This is a genomic window from Nitrosospira sp. Nl5 (assembly GCF_900102495.1).
Classification (GTDB): domain Bacteria; phylum Pseudomonadota; class Gammaproteobacteria; order Burkholderiales; family Nitrosomonadaceae; genus Nitrosospira.
On the sequence record NZ_FMVQ01000001.1, the window covers coordinates 138,416 to 154,160 of the forward strand.

Here is a 15,745-nt window from a genome sequence, read left to right on the forward strand (position 1 = left end):
CCTTATAGATGGGCATCTTAAATAGCAATAGAAGGAGCGCAATGATTATGAAAATCTTCTGGATAGCATCGTTCGCCCTTGCCGCAGTGGGTTCACAGCCGCTCATGGCATATGACGAAACGTTACTGAGACCGTATGGGCATGAACATGTTCAGCCCCGGCAACGAGGAAAGGAAAATAGCCAGCCGAAGCCATGGGAAACGAGGCCGTGGGAGCAGCAGAAAGCCACGGACGAGGGCCCGGCAGGGAAAAAAACACAAAAGGAGCGGTTTGAGCAACAAATGGAAAAACGTGGGCTTCGCAACCAGAATGACGTGAAGCAGCCTCAGGGCAAATGGGAGAACAAATGGGAGAAGCACCGGACGGAAGGCGAGCGGTTCAACCGCTCAGGATTGCCGCCGAGGTAATGCAGCACCTGCCGATGAGTAATCCGGCAGACGGCCGGCTGCCAGATGTATTCATACTCGGCCCCTCTGGCCTTCTCTCATATCAAAAAATTACGCAAAGGACTGTCTAAAGGACTTTCCGGAAGCCTATCCCGGTTTTCCAGGTCGTTGCATTCTCCGGTATACTTTACAGCACGATGCCCGATACCCTGCTGATTATTACCGCTGCCGCCATTCTGCTTGTGACCATGGCTTTTCTTGTGATCAGGCTTGGCATGCTTTCGACGTTGGTGCGCGAGTTGTCGGCGCAGCAAGCGAGGGTAATGGAAGATAAGCACCGCGACATGCTCAAGGATTTGCATGAGGGGCTGGCAAGGCAGGGTGACCGCTTATCCGAGGCGCTCGGTAAAACTTCCGAACAGTTGCGCGGAACGGTGGAAGCGCGGTTGGACCAGATCAGCGGTCAGGTCACCGAACGTCTTGACGAAGGGTTCAAGAAAACCAACGAGACGTTTACCAGCGTGATGACGCGGCTCGCGACCATCGACGAGGCACAGAAAAAAATAGATAGTCTTACCACCAACATGGTGAGCCTGCAGGAACTTCTCGGCGACAAACGTTCGCGCGGCGCATTCGGCGAGGTGCAACTGGAAGCATTGGTGCGCAATATTTTACCCGCGGCTGCCTACACCATGCAGCACACGCTTTCCAGCGGCAGCCGCGTTGATTGCGTGTTGCGGCTGCCGCCGCCGACAGGCATGGTGGCGGTCGATTCAAAATTCCCGCTGGAAAATTTCCATCGCATGTTCGACCGCCATACGGATGACGCCAGCCGCGCGTTGGCCCAAAAGCAATTCAAGGCGGACGTGAAAAAACACGTGGATGATATCGCCGGCAAATATATCCTGCCGCCGGAAACCTGTGACGGCGCGGTAATGTTCGTCCCCGCTGAAGCGGTTTTTGCCGAAATTCATGCTTATCATGCGGATGTGGTGGATTACGCCATGCAGAAGCAGGTGTGGATAGTCTCGCCCACCACCCTGATGGCAGTGCTGAATACCGCGCGTGCGGTACTGAAGAATATGGAAACCCGCGAGCAGGTGCACATCATCAAGCACGAGCTTTCCAGGCTGGGAAAGGATTTTGCGCGCTTCGACGAGCGCATGAAAAAGCTCGCCGACCATATTCGTCTGGCTAATCAGGATGTAGAAGACGTGCATATTTCCAGCCGCAAGATCAGCCAACGCTTTGCGCGGATTGACGCAGTGGAATTGGACGACGCTTCACAAGTGGTAAGCGACAATGCGCTGGAATCCGGCCAGGATTGATTCCGATTCTGAAGCGGCATGTCCTGGAACTTCAAAAACTGGTATCGTCAGCGCATCCTTGAAAATGAATCCATTCCTGACGATCTTTGGCAAAAAGCAGTTGCGCGGCTGAGATTTCTGCACGGCCTGAGTCCGATTGAGCTGAAGCGCTTGCGTGAATGCGTCATCCTGTTTCTTCATGCCAAGCAAATAAGCGGCGCGCATGGCCTGGTTATCACCAGCGAAATGCATGTGATGATCGCGGTACAGGCTTGTATTCTGATTCTGAACCTCGACCTCGATTACTACGACGGGTGGGTGGAAATCATTGTTTACCCCGGTGAATTCATTCGCGACTACGAATATGCCGACGAGGATGGCGTGGTGCATCGCGCGCGCGAGCCGGTATCGGGTGAATCCTGGCTGGGCGGGCCCGTGATTCTTTCCTGGGAAGATACCGCCGCGGCGGAGGCGGGCGCGGGATACAACGTCGTCATTCACGAATTCGCCCACAAACTCGACATGCTCAACGGTGACGCCAACGGATTTCCACCGTTGCACGCGAATATGAATCAGCAGGCATGGAGCGAGGCATTCAGTAAAGCCTACGCGGGTTTCTGCTTGCATGTGGATGCGGATGCCCCAACGGCGATCGATCCTTATGCGGCCGAGAATCCCGCGGAGTTCTTTGCTGTCATGAGCGAGGCTTTTTTTGAGATGCCATTGGTGGTAAAACTGGATTTTCCAGCGGTGTATGGACAGCTGGCATTGTTTTATCGGCAAGACCCGGCACAACGATGGATCGAACCATGACCGGATATTTTATCAGCGGCGATATTGGCGGTACCAAGACCTTGCTGCAGGCGGCGGAGTTGAGAGAGGGCAGCGTACAGGTGTGCCACGAACTCCGTTATTCCAGCCAGGACTATCCAACTTTTTCCGAAGTACTCAAGCATTTCCTCGCCGGCGTAGGTGTGTCCGGAATGCGCGGCAGCCCCGCGGCTGCGTGTTTCGCGGTAGCGGGCCCGATTGCGCAGCAAAGGGCAAGCCTCACCAATCTGCCATGGGTGATGGATAGTGCGGCTATCGCAAGGGAATTTTCCATCCCCGCGGTTAAACTCATCAATGATTTTGCAGCGGTTGCATTAAGTATCGAAAACTTGCCTGCGAGCGATCTGGTCGCGTTGCAAACGGGAAAACCTTACGCCGGGGAGATGCGCGTTGTGCTTGGCGCTGGCACCGGTATGGGCGTGGCGTGGCTAGTACGGCAGGGCGGACGCTATATTCCGTTATCCACCGAGGCTGGTCATACGGATTTCGCTCCCGCAGACGCGTTGCAGGATCGGCTGCTCCAATATTTAAGAAAAAAATTTGGCCATGTATCGGTCGAGCGGATACTGTCCGGGCCGGGGTTGACGAATATTTTTAATTTTCTTTCTGATTCCCATTTCTCCGAGGTTCCCGAGGTCGAATCGGGCGATACCAGCTTGGCGCGAATACGGCTGGAGGAAGACGGCGCGGCACAAGTGACCGACCTTGCTTTCCAACAAAAGCATCCGCTTGCAATGAAAGCAATGGACTTATTTGTTGAGATTTACGGCGCGTTTGCCGGAAACCTGGCGCTGGCCGGATTGAGCCGTAACGGGGTGTATGTAGCTGGCGGCATTGCACCTAAAATCATCGACAAATTGCGGGAAGGCGGTTTCATGAAAGCGTTTTGCGATAAGGGCCGTTTTTCCTCCCTGATGGAGGAGATTCCCGTGCACGTTGTCATGAACCCAAACGTGGGCCTGGTCGGTGCGACAGAGGAAGCGCGGCGGATGTTGCTTGAAGAATGACCGGATTGCCGCCTGCTGTGTCGCTTGTCGCTGTATATGTGTAGGCACCTCCTTGCGTATTGACTGACGAGTTGAACGAAAATAAAAGCGTGAGATCAGGTCTGTCATTCTACTTGAGAGAAAATTGTTGGCATATGAATAAGGCGTTTGTCAAGGATACCGAGCCGATCGAGGATATCGAGGAGGAAGAAGTTGCCAGTCTTCTCCCCGCCGGAAGTAGAAACTACATCACACCCGGCGGCCATGCACGGCTGATGGATGAATTTCTCTGGTTGATGAACAAGGAGCGGCCACAGGTAACGGCTACGGTATCGTGGGCTGCCGGGAACGGTGACCGTTCAGAGAATGGCGATTATATTTATGGCAAAAAACGACTGCGTGAAATCGACCGGCGCATTCGTTTTCTTACCAAGCGGCTGGATATGGCCGAGGTCGTGGATCCAGCGATGCCGAGGGAAGATGAAGCACGGATTTTCTTTGGCGCAACCGTTACGTTCGCCAATCCGGAAGGCGAGGAAAAAACGGTTTCGATCGTGGGGGTTGATGAGATAGATACCGCCAAGGGCTACATCAGCTGGATTTCGCCGATGGCGCGGGCGTTGATCAAAGCGCGGGAAGGCGATGTGGTAACACTTCACGCACCGGGCGGGATTGAAGAACTGGAAATCCTGGAAGTCAAATACCGGACGATTCCAATGGGGCCGTTCGCCCAGGGCTGACGTGAAAAATGGGCATTTTATGGCGGTCGTTCAGGTTTTGCCGGCATTTGCTCTGATGCACTTGATTGACGATGAAATTCATCACTTCCCGCGATAATCCGTTCTTCAGGCAACTCATCAAGCTGGAAGATTCCGCCAGGCAACGCAAAGCGTCCGGTTTGACGCTTCTTGACGGCATTCACCTGGTCAGCGCCTATCAACTCGCGCTAGGAGCGCCGAGAAACCTGATCATGAGCGAGTCGGGTTGCGAGGACTTAGAGATAAAGCGCTTCCTGGCTGGATTGGGGGCCGGGGCAGACGCGGATGTAATTGTTCTAAGCGATGCGTTGTTCCGAGAGGCTTCCCCGGTAAAAACACCTACGGGCATCATGGCACTGATATCCGTTCCTCCAGCCGCAAGCATTCCCGTGCATAAGGATGAAAGGGATGACAGTTTTTGCGTCTTGCTCGAGGCTATGCAAGACCCCGGCAATCTTGGTTCCATCCTGCGTTCCGCCGCCGCCGCAGGTGCGACGGACATCTATTTATCCGGTGGCTGCGCCGATGCGTGGTCGCCAAAGACGTTGCGTTCCGCCATGGGGGCACATTTTCTATTGCGTATCCACGAGCAGTCCAACCTGGCAGAGGTGGCGCGAACATTTAGCGGCAAGGTCATCGCCACCACGCTGAAAGCGAAAACGAGCCTTTACCAGGCCTGGTTAACCGGCCCGATCGCGTTCGTGTTCGGTAACGAAGGAGTGGGGTTGTCGGACGCGGTGCTGCAAGCAACCAGCGAACAGGTCAGCATTCCCATGCAAGGTGGCACGGAATCACTGAATGCGGCGGCTGCGGCGGCGGTATGTTTTTTTGAGAGGGTGAGGCAGGTAAAAATGAGCGCTGGGTGTGTGGCAGAGGAAACTCGAGCTGATTCAATGCCGGATTAAGCAAGATTACTGCTGCCAAAGACCGCAATGAAGTCTCACGCGAGTGCGATGCGGCATTGAGGAATACGCCGCGGGCGGCCGGACGTTAATGGTCTGCTTTACCAGTAATCCGGCAGACAGATCTTACGCAAGCCTGCTCAACGGTAGGAGATCGCGTTAACTTGCGCACTCCACCGAGAGCGGCATTCCTTGGCCTCGCCGACTGAGCTCAAATCCGCCGTCTGCCTTGTAGTTTATTCACCTCGATAGCGAATGTCCACCCGCCGGTTCTCGGCCCAGGAAGCCTCATCGTGTCCTGTCGCGCGGGGTTTTTCTTCCCCCAGGCTCACGGATTCAATTTGCGCTTCCTTCGCGCCGGTTAGGGTCATGGCGTTTTTCACACTATCGGCACGGCGTTGACCCAATGCGAGGTTGTATTCACGGCTGCCACGGTCATCGGTATTTCCTTGCAGCAACACTTTGGCATCAGGATGGTCGCGCAGATACTGGGCATGAGATTGCACTAAAGGTCTATATTCATTCTTGACTGCATGACTGTCGTAATCGAAATAAACGCTGCGTTTGGACAAAATATTGTTGGGGTCGGTAAGGGGATTAAGGGTTGGCGCAGCCTCCGCCGTCTTTGAACCGTCCTTCGTTGTGCCTGCTCCCGCGGACCGATCTTCTACTGCCGTAGGTTGCGTGGGCTGACTGGAACATCCCCATAATAAACTGATCAATAAGACCCCGGATATCGTTTTCATTCTCTTTCCTTTCAAGTTGACTAAGTAGGTAAATCAGAATTTCCAACCTTGGTGGACTTTTAAATGCGGCTCTTACATTCAGTTTGAGTGGTATTAACAAAGCCACATTGGAATCATGGCTTAGCATTGGAAGAAGGGCAATTGGACGTTAGTACACCCCAGCATCTTCTTGAGTAACCGCCACCGCTCGGCGCGCAAGGCTCGGGATACCGAAAAGCAAAGTGCATTTACGGCGTTAACGGCGTGAATTGGGCTTATCTGTCGATACAGGCTTGTGTAGTACGTGGTGAACCAAAGGGATACGGTAACGCTATGCTTATGCAGCGGGGCAGGGTAGGGCCGATGAAATGCGCTTGGACTTGAAGAGTGGCACGGTGCAACGCGCCTCGCCTATTGGCGTCTTACGGCTTACCTTCCTTCACTCGCCTGATCCAGCCAGTGTTCCAGCCCTTGGGCATTAAGCCCGACATCCAGGCTTAACAGGTTGCGAATTTCTTCCTGCGTCAACTTGCAGCCATGCGCGATGATCCGCTGTAACAACAGCTCCCCAAGTTCTTCCGTCAGCGCCGTATGCCTCTCAGGAACATTGCGCAACCTCCTGGCGATCGCCACGTGGGCATCGATCAAGTCGTGCATCTCCACAGCGTGGTGCGGCAAGTGGCTGATGCGGCCGTAGTGGGTCAGGAAAGCATATGCTGGATCGTAACTCATGATCCGGTCCAGCGAGGTATGGGCTGCTGCGGGGTCGAACTGCACCGGGGTGGTGGTCGGAAAAACGAATTCCATCCCTTCCACGTCGAATTCACGATAGGAAAGGCCGAATGTGTCACCAGTAAAAAATGATTGGCTTTGCCGGTCGAAGATGCAGTAGTGGTGGCGCGCATGGCCTGGTGTATCCAGGAACAGCAATGGCCTGCCGTTGAAATCCAGATTGAATCCGTCCGGCGCCTCGATGATCCGGTTTGCCTCCACCGGACGGATGACGCCGTACATCCGTTTGAATTCTGCTTCGCCATATACCGTCGTTGCGCTCGCGACCAGCCGGGCAGGGTCGGCCATATGCCGCGCCCCGCGCGGATGCACCACCAGTTTCGCATGGGGAAAACGATGCATGAATTCTCCCGCGCCACCGGCGTGATCGAGATGTATGTGGGTGACAAACACATAGGCCACATCGCCGGCGTCAAGATCCTTTATCCGCAGCACTTCCATCACGCCGGCGACGGAAGATGAGGTTCCCGTATCCACCAGTGCTGCTTTGCCGCCCTCGACGATCAGGTGAATCGCGGCGAGCCCCGGACGGAGGTAGTCCGCATCGATCGCGCTAATGCCGTTGTCGTAATCGGTAACGCGGGGAGGGCTCAGCGGGCTGCGCGGAACGGCGGGCGCTTTTGCCCCGGCAGGCAAGTGCTTATCCATAAGGCAAGGAGGTTTGATGCGCGAATTACGCTATCGCCTGTTTCAATTGTTCAAGTATTGCCGGGTTTTCCAGCGTGGAAACATCCTGGGTGATTTCCTCTCCCTGCGCAAGGGTGCGAAGTAAACGCCGCATGATTTTTCCGGAACGGGTTTTTGGCAGATTATCGCCGAAGCGGATCTCGTCGGGCTTGGCGATAGGACCGATTTCCCGGGCTACCCATTCGCGTAATTCAATCGCAATTTTATGCGCGGTCTCCCCTTGGGGACGCGCGCCTTTCAGCACCACGAATGCCACGACTGCCTCGCCTTTGATCTCGTCAGGTTTGCCCACGACGGCCGCTTCCGCAACCAGGGGACTTGCCACCAGCGCGGATTCTATTTCCATGGTGCCCAGACGGTGCCCGGAAACATTCAGCACGTCGTCAATGCGTCCCATGATCCAGAAGTAGCCGTCCAGATCGCGGTTCGCGGAATCGCCAGCCAGGTAATATTTGCCGCCCAGTTCCTTGGGAAAATAGGTATTCCTGAAGCGTTCCGGGTCACCCCACAAGGTACGTGCTTGTGACGGAAACGGACGTTTGATGACAAGAAATCCTCCCTTGCCGTTTTCTATGTCGTGGCCGGCTTCATCCACGATGGCTGCCATGATGCCGGGCAGCGGCAACGTGCAGGAGCCGGGCTTGAGCGGTACCGCACCGGGCGCGGGAGCAATCATGTGAGACCCGGTTTCGGTTTGCCACCATGTATCCACCACCGGGCAGCGGGACTGCCCAACGACGGTGTAATACCACATCCAGGCTTCCGGGTTAATCGGCTCTCCTACCGAACCCAGCAGGCGTAATGAGGAAAGGTCGTATTTCCCCGGTAAATCCGGCCCATGTTTTATGAGTGAGCGAATCGCGGTCGGCGCGGTGTAGAAAGTTGTCACTTTATGGTCCTGGATCAGCTTCCAGAAGCGGCCCGCGTCGGGATAAGTGGGAACGCCCTCGAATACCACCTGCGTGGCGCCAACCGCCAGCGGACCATACGTCACATAGCTATGCCCGGTGATCCAGCCTACATCGGCGGTGCACCAGAAAATGTCGGTGGGCTTGTAGTCGAAAATCCATTTCATGCTCAAGATCGCACCCAGCAGATACCCCGCGGAGGAGTGCTGCACACCCTTTGGCTTGCCGGTTGAACCAGAAGTATAGAGAGTGAATAGCGGGTGCTCGGCATTGATCCATTCGGGTTCGCAAACATCGCTCTTGCCGCTAATCAGTTCGTGCCACCAGACGTCGCGCAAAACGTTCCATTGGACGTCGCCGCCGCCGCGTTTGTAAACCACAACGGATTTCAACGAATCTGTTCCGCCCAGGGCGATTGCATCATCCACCGCGGCTTTCAAATGGTTTCTCTTGCCGCCCCGCAGTTGCTCGTCGGCGGTAATCACAGCCATTGCGCCCGCATCGATAATTCGCTCGTGCAGACTTTTGGCGGAGAAGCCGCCAAATACGACCGAGTGAATCGCGCCGATGCGAGCGCAAGCCTGCATCGCCACCACGGCTTCAATGCTCATCGGCATGTAGATAATGACGCGATCGCCTTTTTTGATGCTGAGCGACTTGAGTCCGTTGGCGAACTGGCACACGCGGCGATGAAGTTCGCGGTATGTGGAATGGGTAATCTTGCCGTCGTCCGCCTCGAAAATGATGGCAACCTTGTCCGGCTGGGTGGCGAGATGCCGGTCGAGACAGTTGAAGGAAACATTCAGCTCTCCGTCATCAAACCATTTGAAGAAGGGATGGCCGCTTTCGTCCAGCACCCGGGTGAATGGCTTTTGCCACATCATGCATTCCCGCGCCAGTCTGCCCCAGAAAGCCGGAAGGTCTTTCTCGGCTTCGGCGCAGAGCGCGCGGTAAGTATCCATGCCCGACAGGTTTGCCTGTTTTATGAATGCGGGATCGGGCGGGAATATGCGGGTTTCACTCAGAAGGGATCGAATCGCGGACACTGGCTGCCTCCGGTAAGTTTTCTCTGGGATATAGTACGTTCAAAATTGTATCATTCATATTGACTGAACGAGGCCCGCTTCCGGATCAGCTATGGAAAAAACCTTGGGTGCGCTATACTTGTGTCATGAACTCCGGCAGCAAGTGATGAATAGTGCATAAACGACATCGCCCGGCAGCAGGGAGATTCGCGGGTGGCAAACGAGGTTTATAATTTAGCGAGCATCTCTTTCATTAATTATAAAATTTTGCTAAAATGACCGGACATTTATGGGCTCTTTCAGCCCATTTTTTGTTTGTGCCGGGACTATGGGGGCTGTGGATTTGCATGAAGTGCTCGAATCGACTCTGCCCGGACTGGGTTATGAGCTGGTCGATGTCGAGCGGTCGGCGCGTGGCAAGCTGTTACGGGTGTTTATTGACAAACCCGGTGGCGTTACTGTGGACGATTGCATGGCCGTCAGCAATCACCTCAGCCGGTTGCTTGCGGTTGAGGGTATTGATTATGACCGGCTCGAAATATCATCGCCGGGGTTGGACAGGCCATTAAAAAAGGCATCCGATTTCATCCGTTTTTTGGGTGAACCGGTCAAGCTGAAGTTGCGTGTGGCATTGCAGGGTCAAAGGAATTTCGCCGGGATTTTGCGTGAAATAAACGATGGCGTATTAAAACTGGAAGTAGAGGGTAAAACGCTTGATCTTGAGCTGAATAATCTTGAGAAGGCGCGTCTGGTTCCAAAACTGTAGTTATCCGAGAATTTGGCTGGAGGTAACATGAGCCGCGAGGTTTTGCTGTTGGTGGATGCGCTGGCGCGCGAAAAGAATGTCGAAAAGGGCATCGTTTTTGTCGCACTCGAATTGGCGTTGGCTTCTGCCACAAAAAAGCGCTTTCATGAGGACGCCGACGTGCGAGTGTCGATTGACCCCGAGACAGGCGATTATCAGTCCTTGCGCCGCTGGCAGGTAGTGGCTGACGATGCGGTCGAAGATCCCGCACGTCAAATCCCCCTGAGCGAGGCATTGCAGCGCGACCCTGAAATCAAGCCGGACGAATTCATTGAGGAAGTGCTGGAACCGCTGGAGTTTGGCCGTATCGGCGCCCAGGCAGCCAAGCAGGTAATATTCCAGAAAATACGTGATGCTGAACGCGAGCAGATCCTGAACGATTTCCTCGAACGCAAAGAATACATGGTTACCGGCACCATCAAGCGCATGGAGCGCGGTAATGCCATTATCGAATCCGGCAAAATCGAGGCTGCGTTGCCTCGCGACCAGATGATTCCCAAGGAGAATCTACGTGTTGGTGACCGTGTGCGCGCTTATCTATACAAAATCGATCGTACCGCGCGAGGGCCGCAGTTGGTGTTGTCGCGGATTGCGCCGGAGTTCCTGATAAAACTGTTCGAACTGGAAGTGCCCGAGATTGAGGAAGGTCTGCTGGAGATCAAAGTCGCGGCAAGAGACCCTGGTTCACGCGCCAAGATCGCGGTTAAATCCAACGATCAACGGGTCGACCCGATCGGTACCTGTGTCGGTATGCGAGGCTCCAGAGTACAGGCGGTAACTGGCGAGCTGGCGGGAGAAAGAGTGGATATCATTTTGTGGTCGGATGATCCGGCCACGTTCGTGATCAATGCCCTGGCCCCTGCTGAAATCAGCAGCATCCTGGTGGATGAAGAAAAACATAGTATGGACATCGTGGTGGACGAGGATAATCTTGCCCAGGCCATCGGCCGCGGGGGCCAGAATGTGCGCCTGGCATCCGAGTTGACTGGCTGGGAACTCAATATCATGACGATGGAAGAGTCACAGGCAAAAAATGAAGAGGAATTTTCGGTTATTCGCCAGCTCTTCATGGAAAAACTGGATGTGGATGAAGAAGTGGCGGATATCCTGGTGCAGGAGGGTTTCACTACGCTGGAAGAAGTCGCCTACGTTCCGCTTAGTGAAATGCTGGAAATCGAGTCGTTCGACGAGCAGACCGTCAATGAACTTCGTAATCGAGCCCGCAACGCCCTTTTGACCGAGGCCATTGTCAGTGAGGAGAAAGTAGAGCACATAGCAGAAGATCTGCTTTCGCTGGATGGCATGGATAGTCAGACAGCGCGCCAATTGGCGGCTAAAGGGGTGAATACTCAAGAGGACCTTGCAGATCTGGCTGTGGATGACCTGATGGAAATGGTCGAGATGGATGCCGAACGCGCCAAGCAGTTGATTATGGCAGCGCGTGCACCTTGGTTTGCATGATTTTGCCGCTGAGTTTGCCGTATCAGGCACAGCGTTATTAAAGGTTATTAATGTCTCAAATGAATGTAGAACAATTCGCTAATGAACTGGGAGTCCTTCCGGCGGTATTGCTGGAACAGCTCCATGCTGCCGGCGTGAGCAAGCAACTGACAGTGGATAATTTGACCGAGAAGGATAAAACGCAGCTTCTTGATTACCTGCGAAAAATTCATGGCGCCGAGGAAAAGGGCAAGATCAGCCTTCCCCGCCGGCAGACTTCCGAAATCAAGAAATCGGATAGCACCGGCAAAGCGCGCAGCATTCAGGTGGAGGTCCGCAAGAAACGGGTGTTCGTAAAAGGTGACGTAGATGACAGGGCGGCAACCCCCGGGAAGCCGGCCGAGCCTGCGGTGTCATCCGCAGCCGTGTCCGCACCAGTTTCTACGCCAGTGGTGGATGCCGCACAACAGGCATTGCGCCAGGAGGAAGCAAGGAAGCAGGCCGAGTTGATTGCGCGGCAGACCGCGGAGCTTAAGGAAAAGAAACAGCGTCAGAAGCCCGCAGCGGCTGAGGCCAAGGAACCTGAGACCGCTGCCGCCCCCGTCAGCCCAGCCCCACTGGAGACCGTATCCGCCCCTGCCCCTGCCGCCATTCCATCCGCATCCGAGGTCCAGGCCGGAGCTGACGCTTCCCAGCCCCAGCCTGCGCCGACGGAAGGTACCCTGCATAAACCTGTAGTCAAGCCGGAAGACAAGGCAGCCAAGGCGGAGAAGAAAAAGAAGCAGACCAAGCAGGTTGTCTGGAAAGATGAAAGACTCGAAAAACGCGGACTCAAGACGCGCGGCGACCTCTCCGGCGGCAAGGGATGGCGCACGCGCAGGGATAGGCACGCGAAAACTTCTACTGAAGACCAGGCCGCTCATAGTTTTTCAGCGCCGACAGAGCCTGTTGTGCATGAGGTGATGGTGCCCGAAACCATTTCCGTCGGCGCGCTGGCCCAGAAAATGTCCATCAAAGCCGCTGAAGTTATCAAGGCGTTGATGAAAATGGGGAACATGGTAACAATCAATCAGATGCTGGACCAGGAAACCGCCATGATCGTGGTGGAAGAATTGGGCCACATTGCCAAGTACGCGACGCTGGATAGTCCCGAAGCTTTTCTGGCAGATACCGAACTACCCATCGCCGGATTCAAAACGGAGCCGCGTGCGCCGGTGGTTACAGTAATGGGCCATGTGGATCACGGTAAAACCTCGCTGCTGGATTACATCCGCCGTACACGTGTGGCAAGCGGGGAAGCGGGCGGCATCACGCAGCATATCGGCGCTTATCATGTGGAAACTGAAAGAGGCATGGTCACTTTTCTCGATACGCCCGGCCATGAAGCCTTTACGGCCATGCGCGCTCGCGGCGCGAAGGTTACCGATCTCGTCGTGCTGGTCGCGGCGGCTGACGATGGAGTGATGCCCCAGACGATTGAGGCAATTCATCATGCCAAGGCTGCCAAAGTGCCGATCGTAGTGGCAATAACGAAGATAGACAAGCCGGAAGCCAATCCCGAACGCATCAGGCAGGAACTCGTGACGCAGGAGGTCGTACCGGAGGACTGGGGCGGTGATACCATGTTTGTTGAAGTTTCAGCCAAGACCGGCCAGGGTATTGACGCGCTTCTGGAAAGCGTGCTGCTCCAGGCTGAAGTACTGGAACTCCAGGCGGCAAAGGATGCGCCCGCCAGAGGAATCGTTATCGAATCACGCCTGGATAAAGGGCGCGGGCCGGTAGCGACAATATTGGTCCAATCCGGAACACTAAAGCGGGGCGATATTCTGCTGGCAGGCGCGGTATTTGGGCGGGTACGGGCAATGCTGGATGAAAACGCCAAACCGGTGGAACAGGCAGGGCCTTCCATTCCGGTGGAAATTCAGGGCTTATCGGAAGTTCCCGTGGCTGGGGAATCGGTCGTGGCATTGACCGATGAACGGAAAGCGCGTGAAATTGCGCTATTCCGCCAAGGCAAGTTTCGCGATGTAAAGCTGGCCAGACAGCAGGCCGCCAAACTGGAAAACGTGTTCGAGCAGAAAGGCGAGGTCAAGGTGCTTGCGCTCATCATCAAGGCCGATGTGCAGGGTTCTTACGAGGCGCTGACACACGCGTTGCAAAGGCTTTCCACTGATGAGGTCAGGGTAAACATAATCCACAGCGGCGTGGGTGCGATTACCGAGTCCGATATCAACCTGGCACTGGCTTCCAAAGCCGTTGTCATTGGCTTCAATAGCCGCGCGGATACTGTCGCGCGCAAGCTCATCAGTTCTACCGGGGTGGACGTGCGCTACTACAGCATTATTTACGAGGCGGTGGACGAAATCAAGGCGGCACTATCCGGCATGATGGCGCCGGATCGCAGGGAGAATGTTACCGGCCTGGTGGAAATTCGCGAAGTATTCCGCATTTCCAAGGTGGGTTCCGTGGCTGGTTGTTATGTACTGGAGGGCATTATCAAGCGGGGTTCGCTCGTAAGATTGATGCGCAATGGAGAGCTGATTTATACTGGCGAACTGGATTCCCTGAAGCGCTTCAAGGATGACGTGAAAGAGGTTAGAGCAGGTTTTGAATGCGGTCTGTCCCTGAAAAATTTCAACGATATCCAAGTGGGCGACCAAGTGGAAGCTTATGAAATCGTCGAAGTCGCGCGTAGCCTGTAGTGCCAGTCTTGCATCATGCCTAAGGATTATTCTCGCGCGCTGCGTATTGCCGACCAGATTCAGCGTGAACTGGCTGATCTGATTCGCAACGAACTCAAAGACCCTCGCATTGGCATGATCACGTTGACTGGTGTTGAGGTGAGCCACGATTACGCTCATGCCAAGGTTTTCTACACGACGCTTCGTAGTGAAAGCGACAATTTTCTCACCGGTAAAGGGCTGGAACATGCGGCTGGATTTTTGCGTAGTCATTTGTCGCATCGATTGAAGCTACGGGTGATACCGCAGCTTCATTTTATCTATGACGAGTCGATAGAGCGTGGGATGCGTCTATCACAATTGATAGATGAAGCTGTGGCGCAGGAAGGTCCGGCAAAGAAGATGGACGACACCTGATTCGCGACCCGCCGCACTCAGAATTTACTTCGCATATTATTGAATCCCAAGATTGAGCAGTTCAGGGGCATTAAACGTAAAATCAGCGGCGTCCTGCTGCTTGATAAACCTCCCCGCGTCTCGTCCAACCAGGCGCTGCAAATCGCCAAACGCATCTTCACTGCCAGCAAGGCTGGTCATACCGGCACTCTCGATCCGCTCGCAACGGGATTGTTGCCAATCTGCTTCGGCGAAGCCACAAAATTTTCCTCGGCATTGCTGGGGGCAGACAAAACATACGAAGCGACGCTGAGGCTGGGGTATATCAGTACGACCGGGGATGCCGAGGGTGAAATTTCAGTCGCGGGCGAGGCACCTCCGCAGGACTGGAAGCTGACGCCGCCGCAGATTGAAACAGTACTGAAAAGCTTTACTGGCGTAATCACGCAGGTACCGCCAATGTATAGTGCCCTGAAGCATCAGGGGAAACCGCTCTATACCTATGCCAGGGAAGGAATGGAAATCGAACGGCAACCGCGCAAGGTGATTATTTATGGTTTACGGATGGAGGCGCTGGCCGGCGATGAAATGCGGATCGCAGTCAAGTGCGGTACGGGCACTTACGTCCGCACGCTGGCTGAAGACATCGGCAAAGCGCTGGGATGCGGCGGAGCATATCTCACCGCTTTGCGTCGTAGCATTCTAGATGATTTTGATCTGTCGCAGAGTTATACGCTAGATGTGCTTGAAGCCATGCCGGCAGCGCAGCGCGACGCCTGCCTGCGTCCCGCCGACAGCCTTCTGCACGATCTTCCCGCCGCTATACTCGATGATGCGGCAGTGGTATCTTTGCTGCAGGGGCGCCCGGTGAAAAGTGGTTTCTCCGGGGAGGGTCTGGACAATTTAGCGGATTTGGCGGAGGGTGAGAAGATTCGGCTGTACGATCAGCAGAAGCGCTTTCTAGGATTAGGTGAAATTAAGGCACCGGGCGAAATAGCTCCGAAAAGGCTGATAGGAATTTCTGAATGCATCCTTCGGGGAGCCCTGATAGACCAATGAGCGGCTAAATCAGGATGATCACAAGCGCACAATGAACGTGTAGCCGGTCACGAATGC

14 protein-coding genes are annotated in these 15,745 nt (G+C 54.8%); 11 read left to right on the top strand and 3 right to left on the bottom strand.

Features of this window, described 5'->3' with window-relative positions; genetic code table 11:
- The first annotated feature begins 41 nt into the window (after window positions 1–41).
- From BLP45_RS00680 to BLP45_RS00705, 6 genes are all read left to right on the top strand, one after another.
- On the top strand, window positions 42–407 hold the full coding sequence (locus tag BLP45_RS00680) for a hypothetical protein (protein ID WP_090368804.1): 366 nt from the start codon (window positions 42–44) through the stop codon (window positions 405–407).
- Between the two features lie 176 nt (window positions 408–583).
- On the top strand, window positions 584–1,714 hold the full coding sequence (locus tag BLP45_RS00685) for a DNA recombination protein RmuC (RefSeq protein WP_090368806.1): 1,131 nt from the start codon (window positions 584–586) through the stop codon (window positions 1,712–1,714).
- Between the two features lie 18 nt (window positions 1,715–1,732).
- On the top strand, window positions 1,733–2,506 hold the full coding sequence (locus BLP45_RS00690; RefSeq protein WP_090368807.1) for a M90 family metallopeptidase: 774 nt from the start codon (window positions 1,733–1,735) through the stop codon (window positions 2,504–2,506).
- Entirely contained in the window at window positions 2,503–3,531 is a 1,029-nt protein-coding gene (locus BLP45_RS00695) for a glucokinase (protein ID WP_090368809.1), read from the top strand. Before BLP45_RS00690 ends, BLP45_RS00695 begins: the two co-directional genes overlap by 4 nt.
- 134 nt (window positions 3,532–3,665) lie before the next feature.
- Window positions 3,666–4,250 carry a transcription elongation factor GreB gene (gene greB, locus BLP45_RS00700; protein ID WP_090368811.1) on the top strand — a complete coding sequence of 195 codons (585 nt, stop codon included), beginning with the start codon at window positions 3,666–3,668 and terminating at the stop codon, window positions 4,248–4,250.
- Window positions 4,251–4,321: 71 nt separating this feature from the next.
- Window positions 4,322–5,173, top strand: coding sequence for a TrmH family RNA methyltransferase (locus BLP45_RS00705; protein ID WP_090368813.1), 852 nt, complete (start codon window positions 4,322–4,324; stop codon window positions 5,171–5,173).
- Window positions 5,174–5,406: 233 nt separating this feature from the next.
- Here the strand turns inward: BLP45_RS00705 and pal are convergent, their stop codons facing one another.
- From pal to acs, 3 genes are all read right to left on the bottom strand, one after another.
- The gene (gene pal, locus BLP45_RS00710; RefSeq protein WP_090368815.1) at window positions 5,407–5,916 is read right to left on the bottom strand and encodes a peptidoglycan-associated lipoprotein Pal; all 510 of its coding nucleotides are present in this window, start codon (window positions 5,914–5,916) and stop codon (window positions 5,407–5,409) included.
- A gap of 408 nt (window positions 5,917–6,324) precedes the next feature.
- A complete protein-coding gene (locus BLP45_RS00715; protein ID WP_090368817.1) occupies window positions 6,325–7,335 on the bottom strand; it encodes an MBL fold metallo-hydrolase in 1,011 nt (336 codons plus the stop codon).
- A gap of 25 nt (window positions 7,336–7,360) precedes the next feature.
- Window positions 7,361–9,328 (bottom strand): acetate--CoA ligase, encoded by a 1,968-nt coding sequence (acs, locus tag BLP45_RS00720; protein ID WP_090368819.1) that lies wholly within the window; start codon window positions 9,326–9,328, stop codon window positions 7,361–7,363.
- 316 nt (window positions 9,329–9,644) lie between these two features.
- Here acs and rimP point away from each other — a divergent pair, with 316 nt between their 5' ends.
- The 5 genes from rimP to truB are packed head-to-tail and all read left to right on the top strand — an operon-like array spanning window position 9,645 to window position 15,688.
- Entirely contained in the window at window positions 9,645–10,073 is a 429-nt protein-coding gene (gene rimP / locus BLP45_RS00725) for a ribosome maturation factor RimP (RefSeq protein ID WP_090369386.1), read from the top strand.
- 27 nt (window positions 10,074–10,100) lie between these two features.
- Window positions 10,101–11,573, top strand: a complete 1,473-nt coding sequence (nusA, locus tag BLP45_RS00730; protein ID WP_090368821.1) for a transcription termination factor NusA — start codon at window positions 10,101–10,103, stop codon at window positions 11,571–11,573.
- Between the two features lie 50 nt (window positions 11,574–11,623).
- Window positions 11,624–14,254: a translation initiation factor IF-2 gene (gene infB / locus BLP45_RS00735; RefSeq protein WP_090368823.1), complete on the top strand. Its 2,631-nt coding sequence runs from the start codon at window positions 11,624–11,626 to the stop codon at window positions 14,252–14,254.
- Between the two features lie 15 nt (window positions 14,255–14,269).
- Window positions 14,270–14,650 carry a 30S ribosome-binding factor RbfA gene (gene rbfA, locus BLP45_RS00740; RefSeq protein WP_090368825.1) on the top strand — a complete coding sequence of 127 codons (381 nt, stop codon included), beginning with the start codon at window positions 14,270–14,272 and terminating at the stop codon, window positions 14,648–14,650.
- A 39-nt stretch (window positions 14,651–14,689) separates the two neighbouring features.
- Window positions 14,690–15,688: a tRNA pseudouridine(55) synthase TruB gene (truB, locus tag BLP45_RS00745; protein WP_090368828.1), complete on the top strand. Its 999-nt coding sequence runs from the start codon at window positions 14,690–14,692 to the stop codon at window positions 15,686–15,688.
- Window positions 15,689–15,745: the final 57 nt, after the last annotated feature.

Bases quoted from the DNA above. Each gene is read 5' to 3' on its own strand.
- BLP45_RS00685 (WP_090368806.1), top strand. From the start codon at position 584: ATGCCCGATACCCTGCTGATTATTACCGCTGCCGCCATTCTGCTTGTG.
- BLP45_RS00695 (WP_090368809.1), top strand. From the start codon at position 2,503: ATGACCGGATATTTTATCAGCGGCGATATTGGCGGTACCAAGACCTTG.
- BLP45_RS00680 (WP_090368804.1), top strand. From the start codon at position 42: ATGATTATGAAAATCTTCTGGATAGCATCGTTCGCCCTTGCCGCAGTG.
- rbfA (WP_090368825.1), top strand. From the start codon at position 14,270: ATGCCTAAGGATTATTCTCGCGCGCTGCGTATTGCCGACCAGATTCAG.
- BLP45_RS00690 (WP_090368807.1), top strand. From the start codon at position 1,733: ATGTCCTGGAACTTCAAAAACTGGTATCGTCAGCGCATCCTTGAAAAT.
- BLP45_RS00705 (WP_090368813.1), top strand. From the start codon at position 4,322: ATGAAATTCATCACTTCCCGCGATAATCCGTTCTTCAGGCAACTCATC.
- infB (WP_090368823.1), top strand. From the start codon at position 11,624: ATGTCTCAAATGAATGTAGAACAATTCGCTAATGAACTGGGAGTCCTT.
- nusA (WP_090368821.1), top strand. From the start codon at position 10,101: ATGAGCCGCGAGGTTTTGCTGTTGGTGGATGCGCTGGCGCGCGAAAAG.
- pal (WP_090368815.1), bottom strand. From the start codon at position 5,916: ATGAAAACGATATCCGGGGTCTTATTGATCAGTTTATTATGGGGATGT.
- greB (WP_090368811.1), top strand. From the start codon at position 3,666: ATGAATAAGGCGTTTGTCAAGGATACCGAGCCGATCGAGGATATCGAG.
- BLP45_RS00715 (WP_090368817.1), bottom strand. From the start codon at position 7,335: ATGGATAAGCACTTGCCTGCCGGGGCAAAAGCGCCCGCCGTTCCGCGC.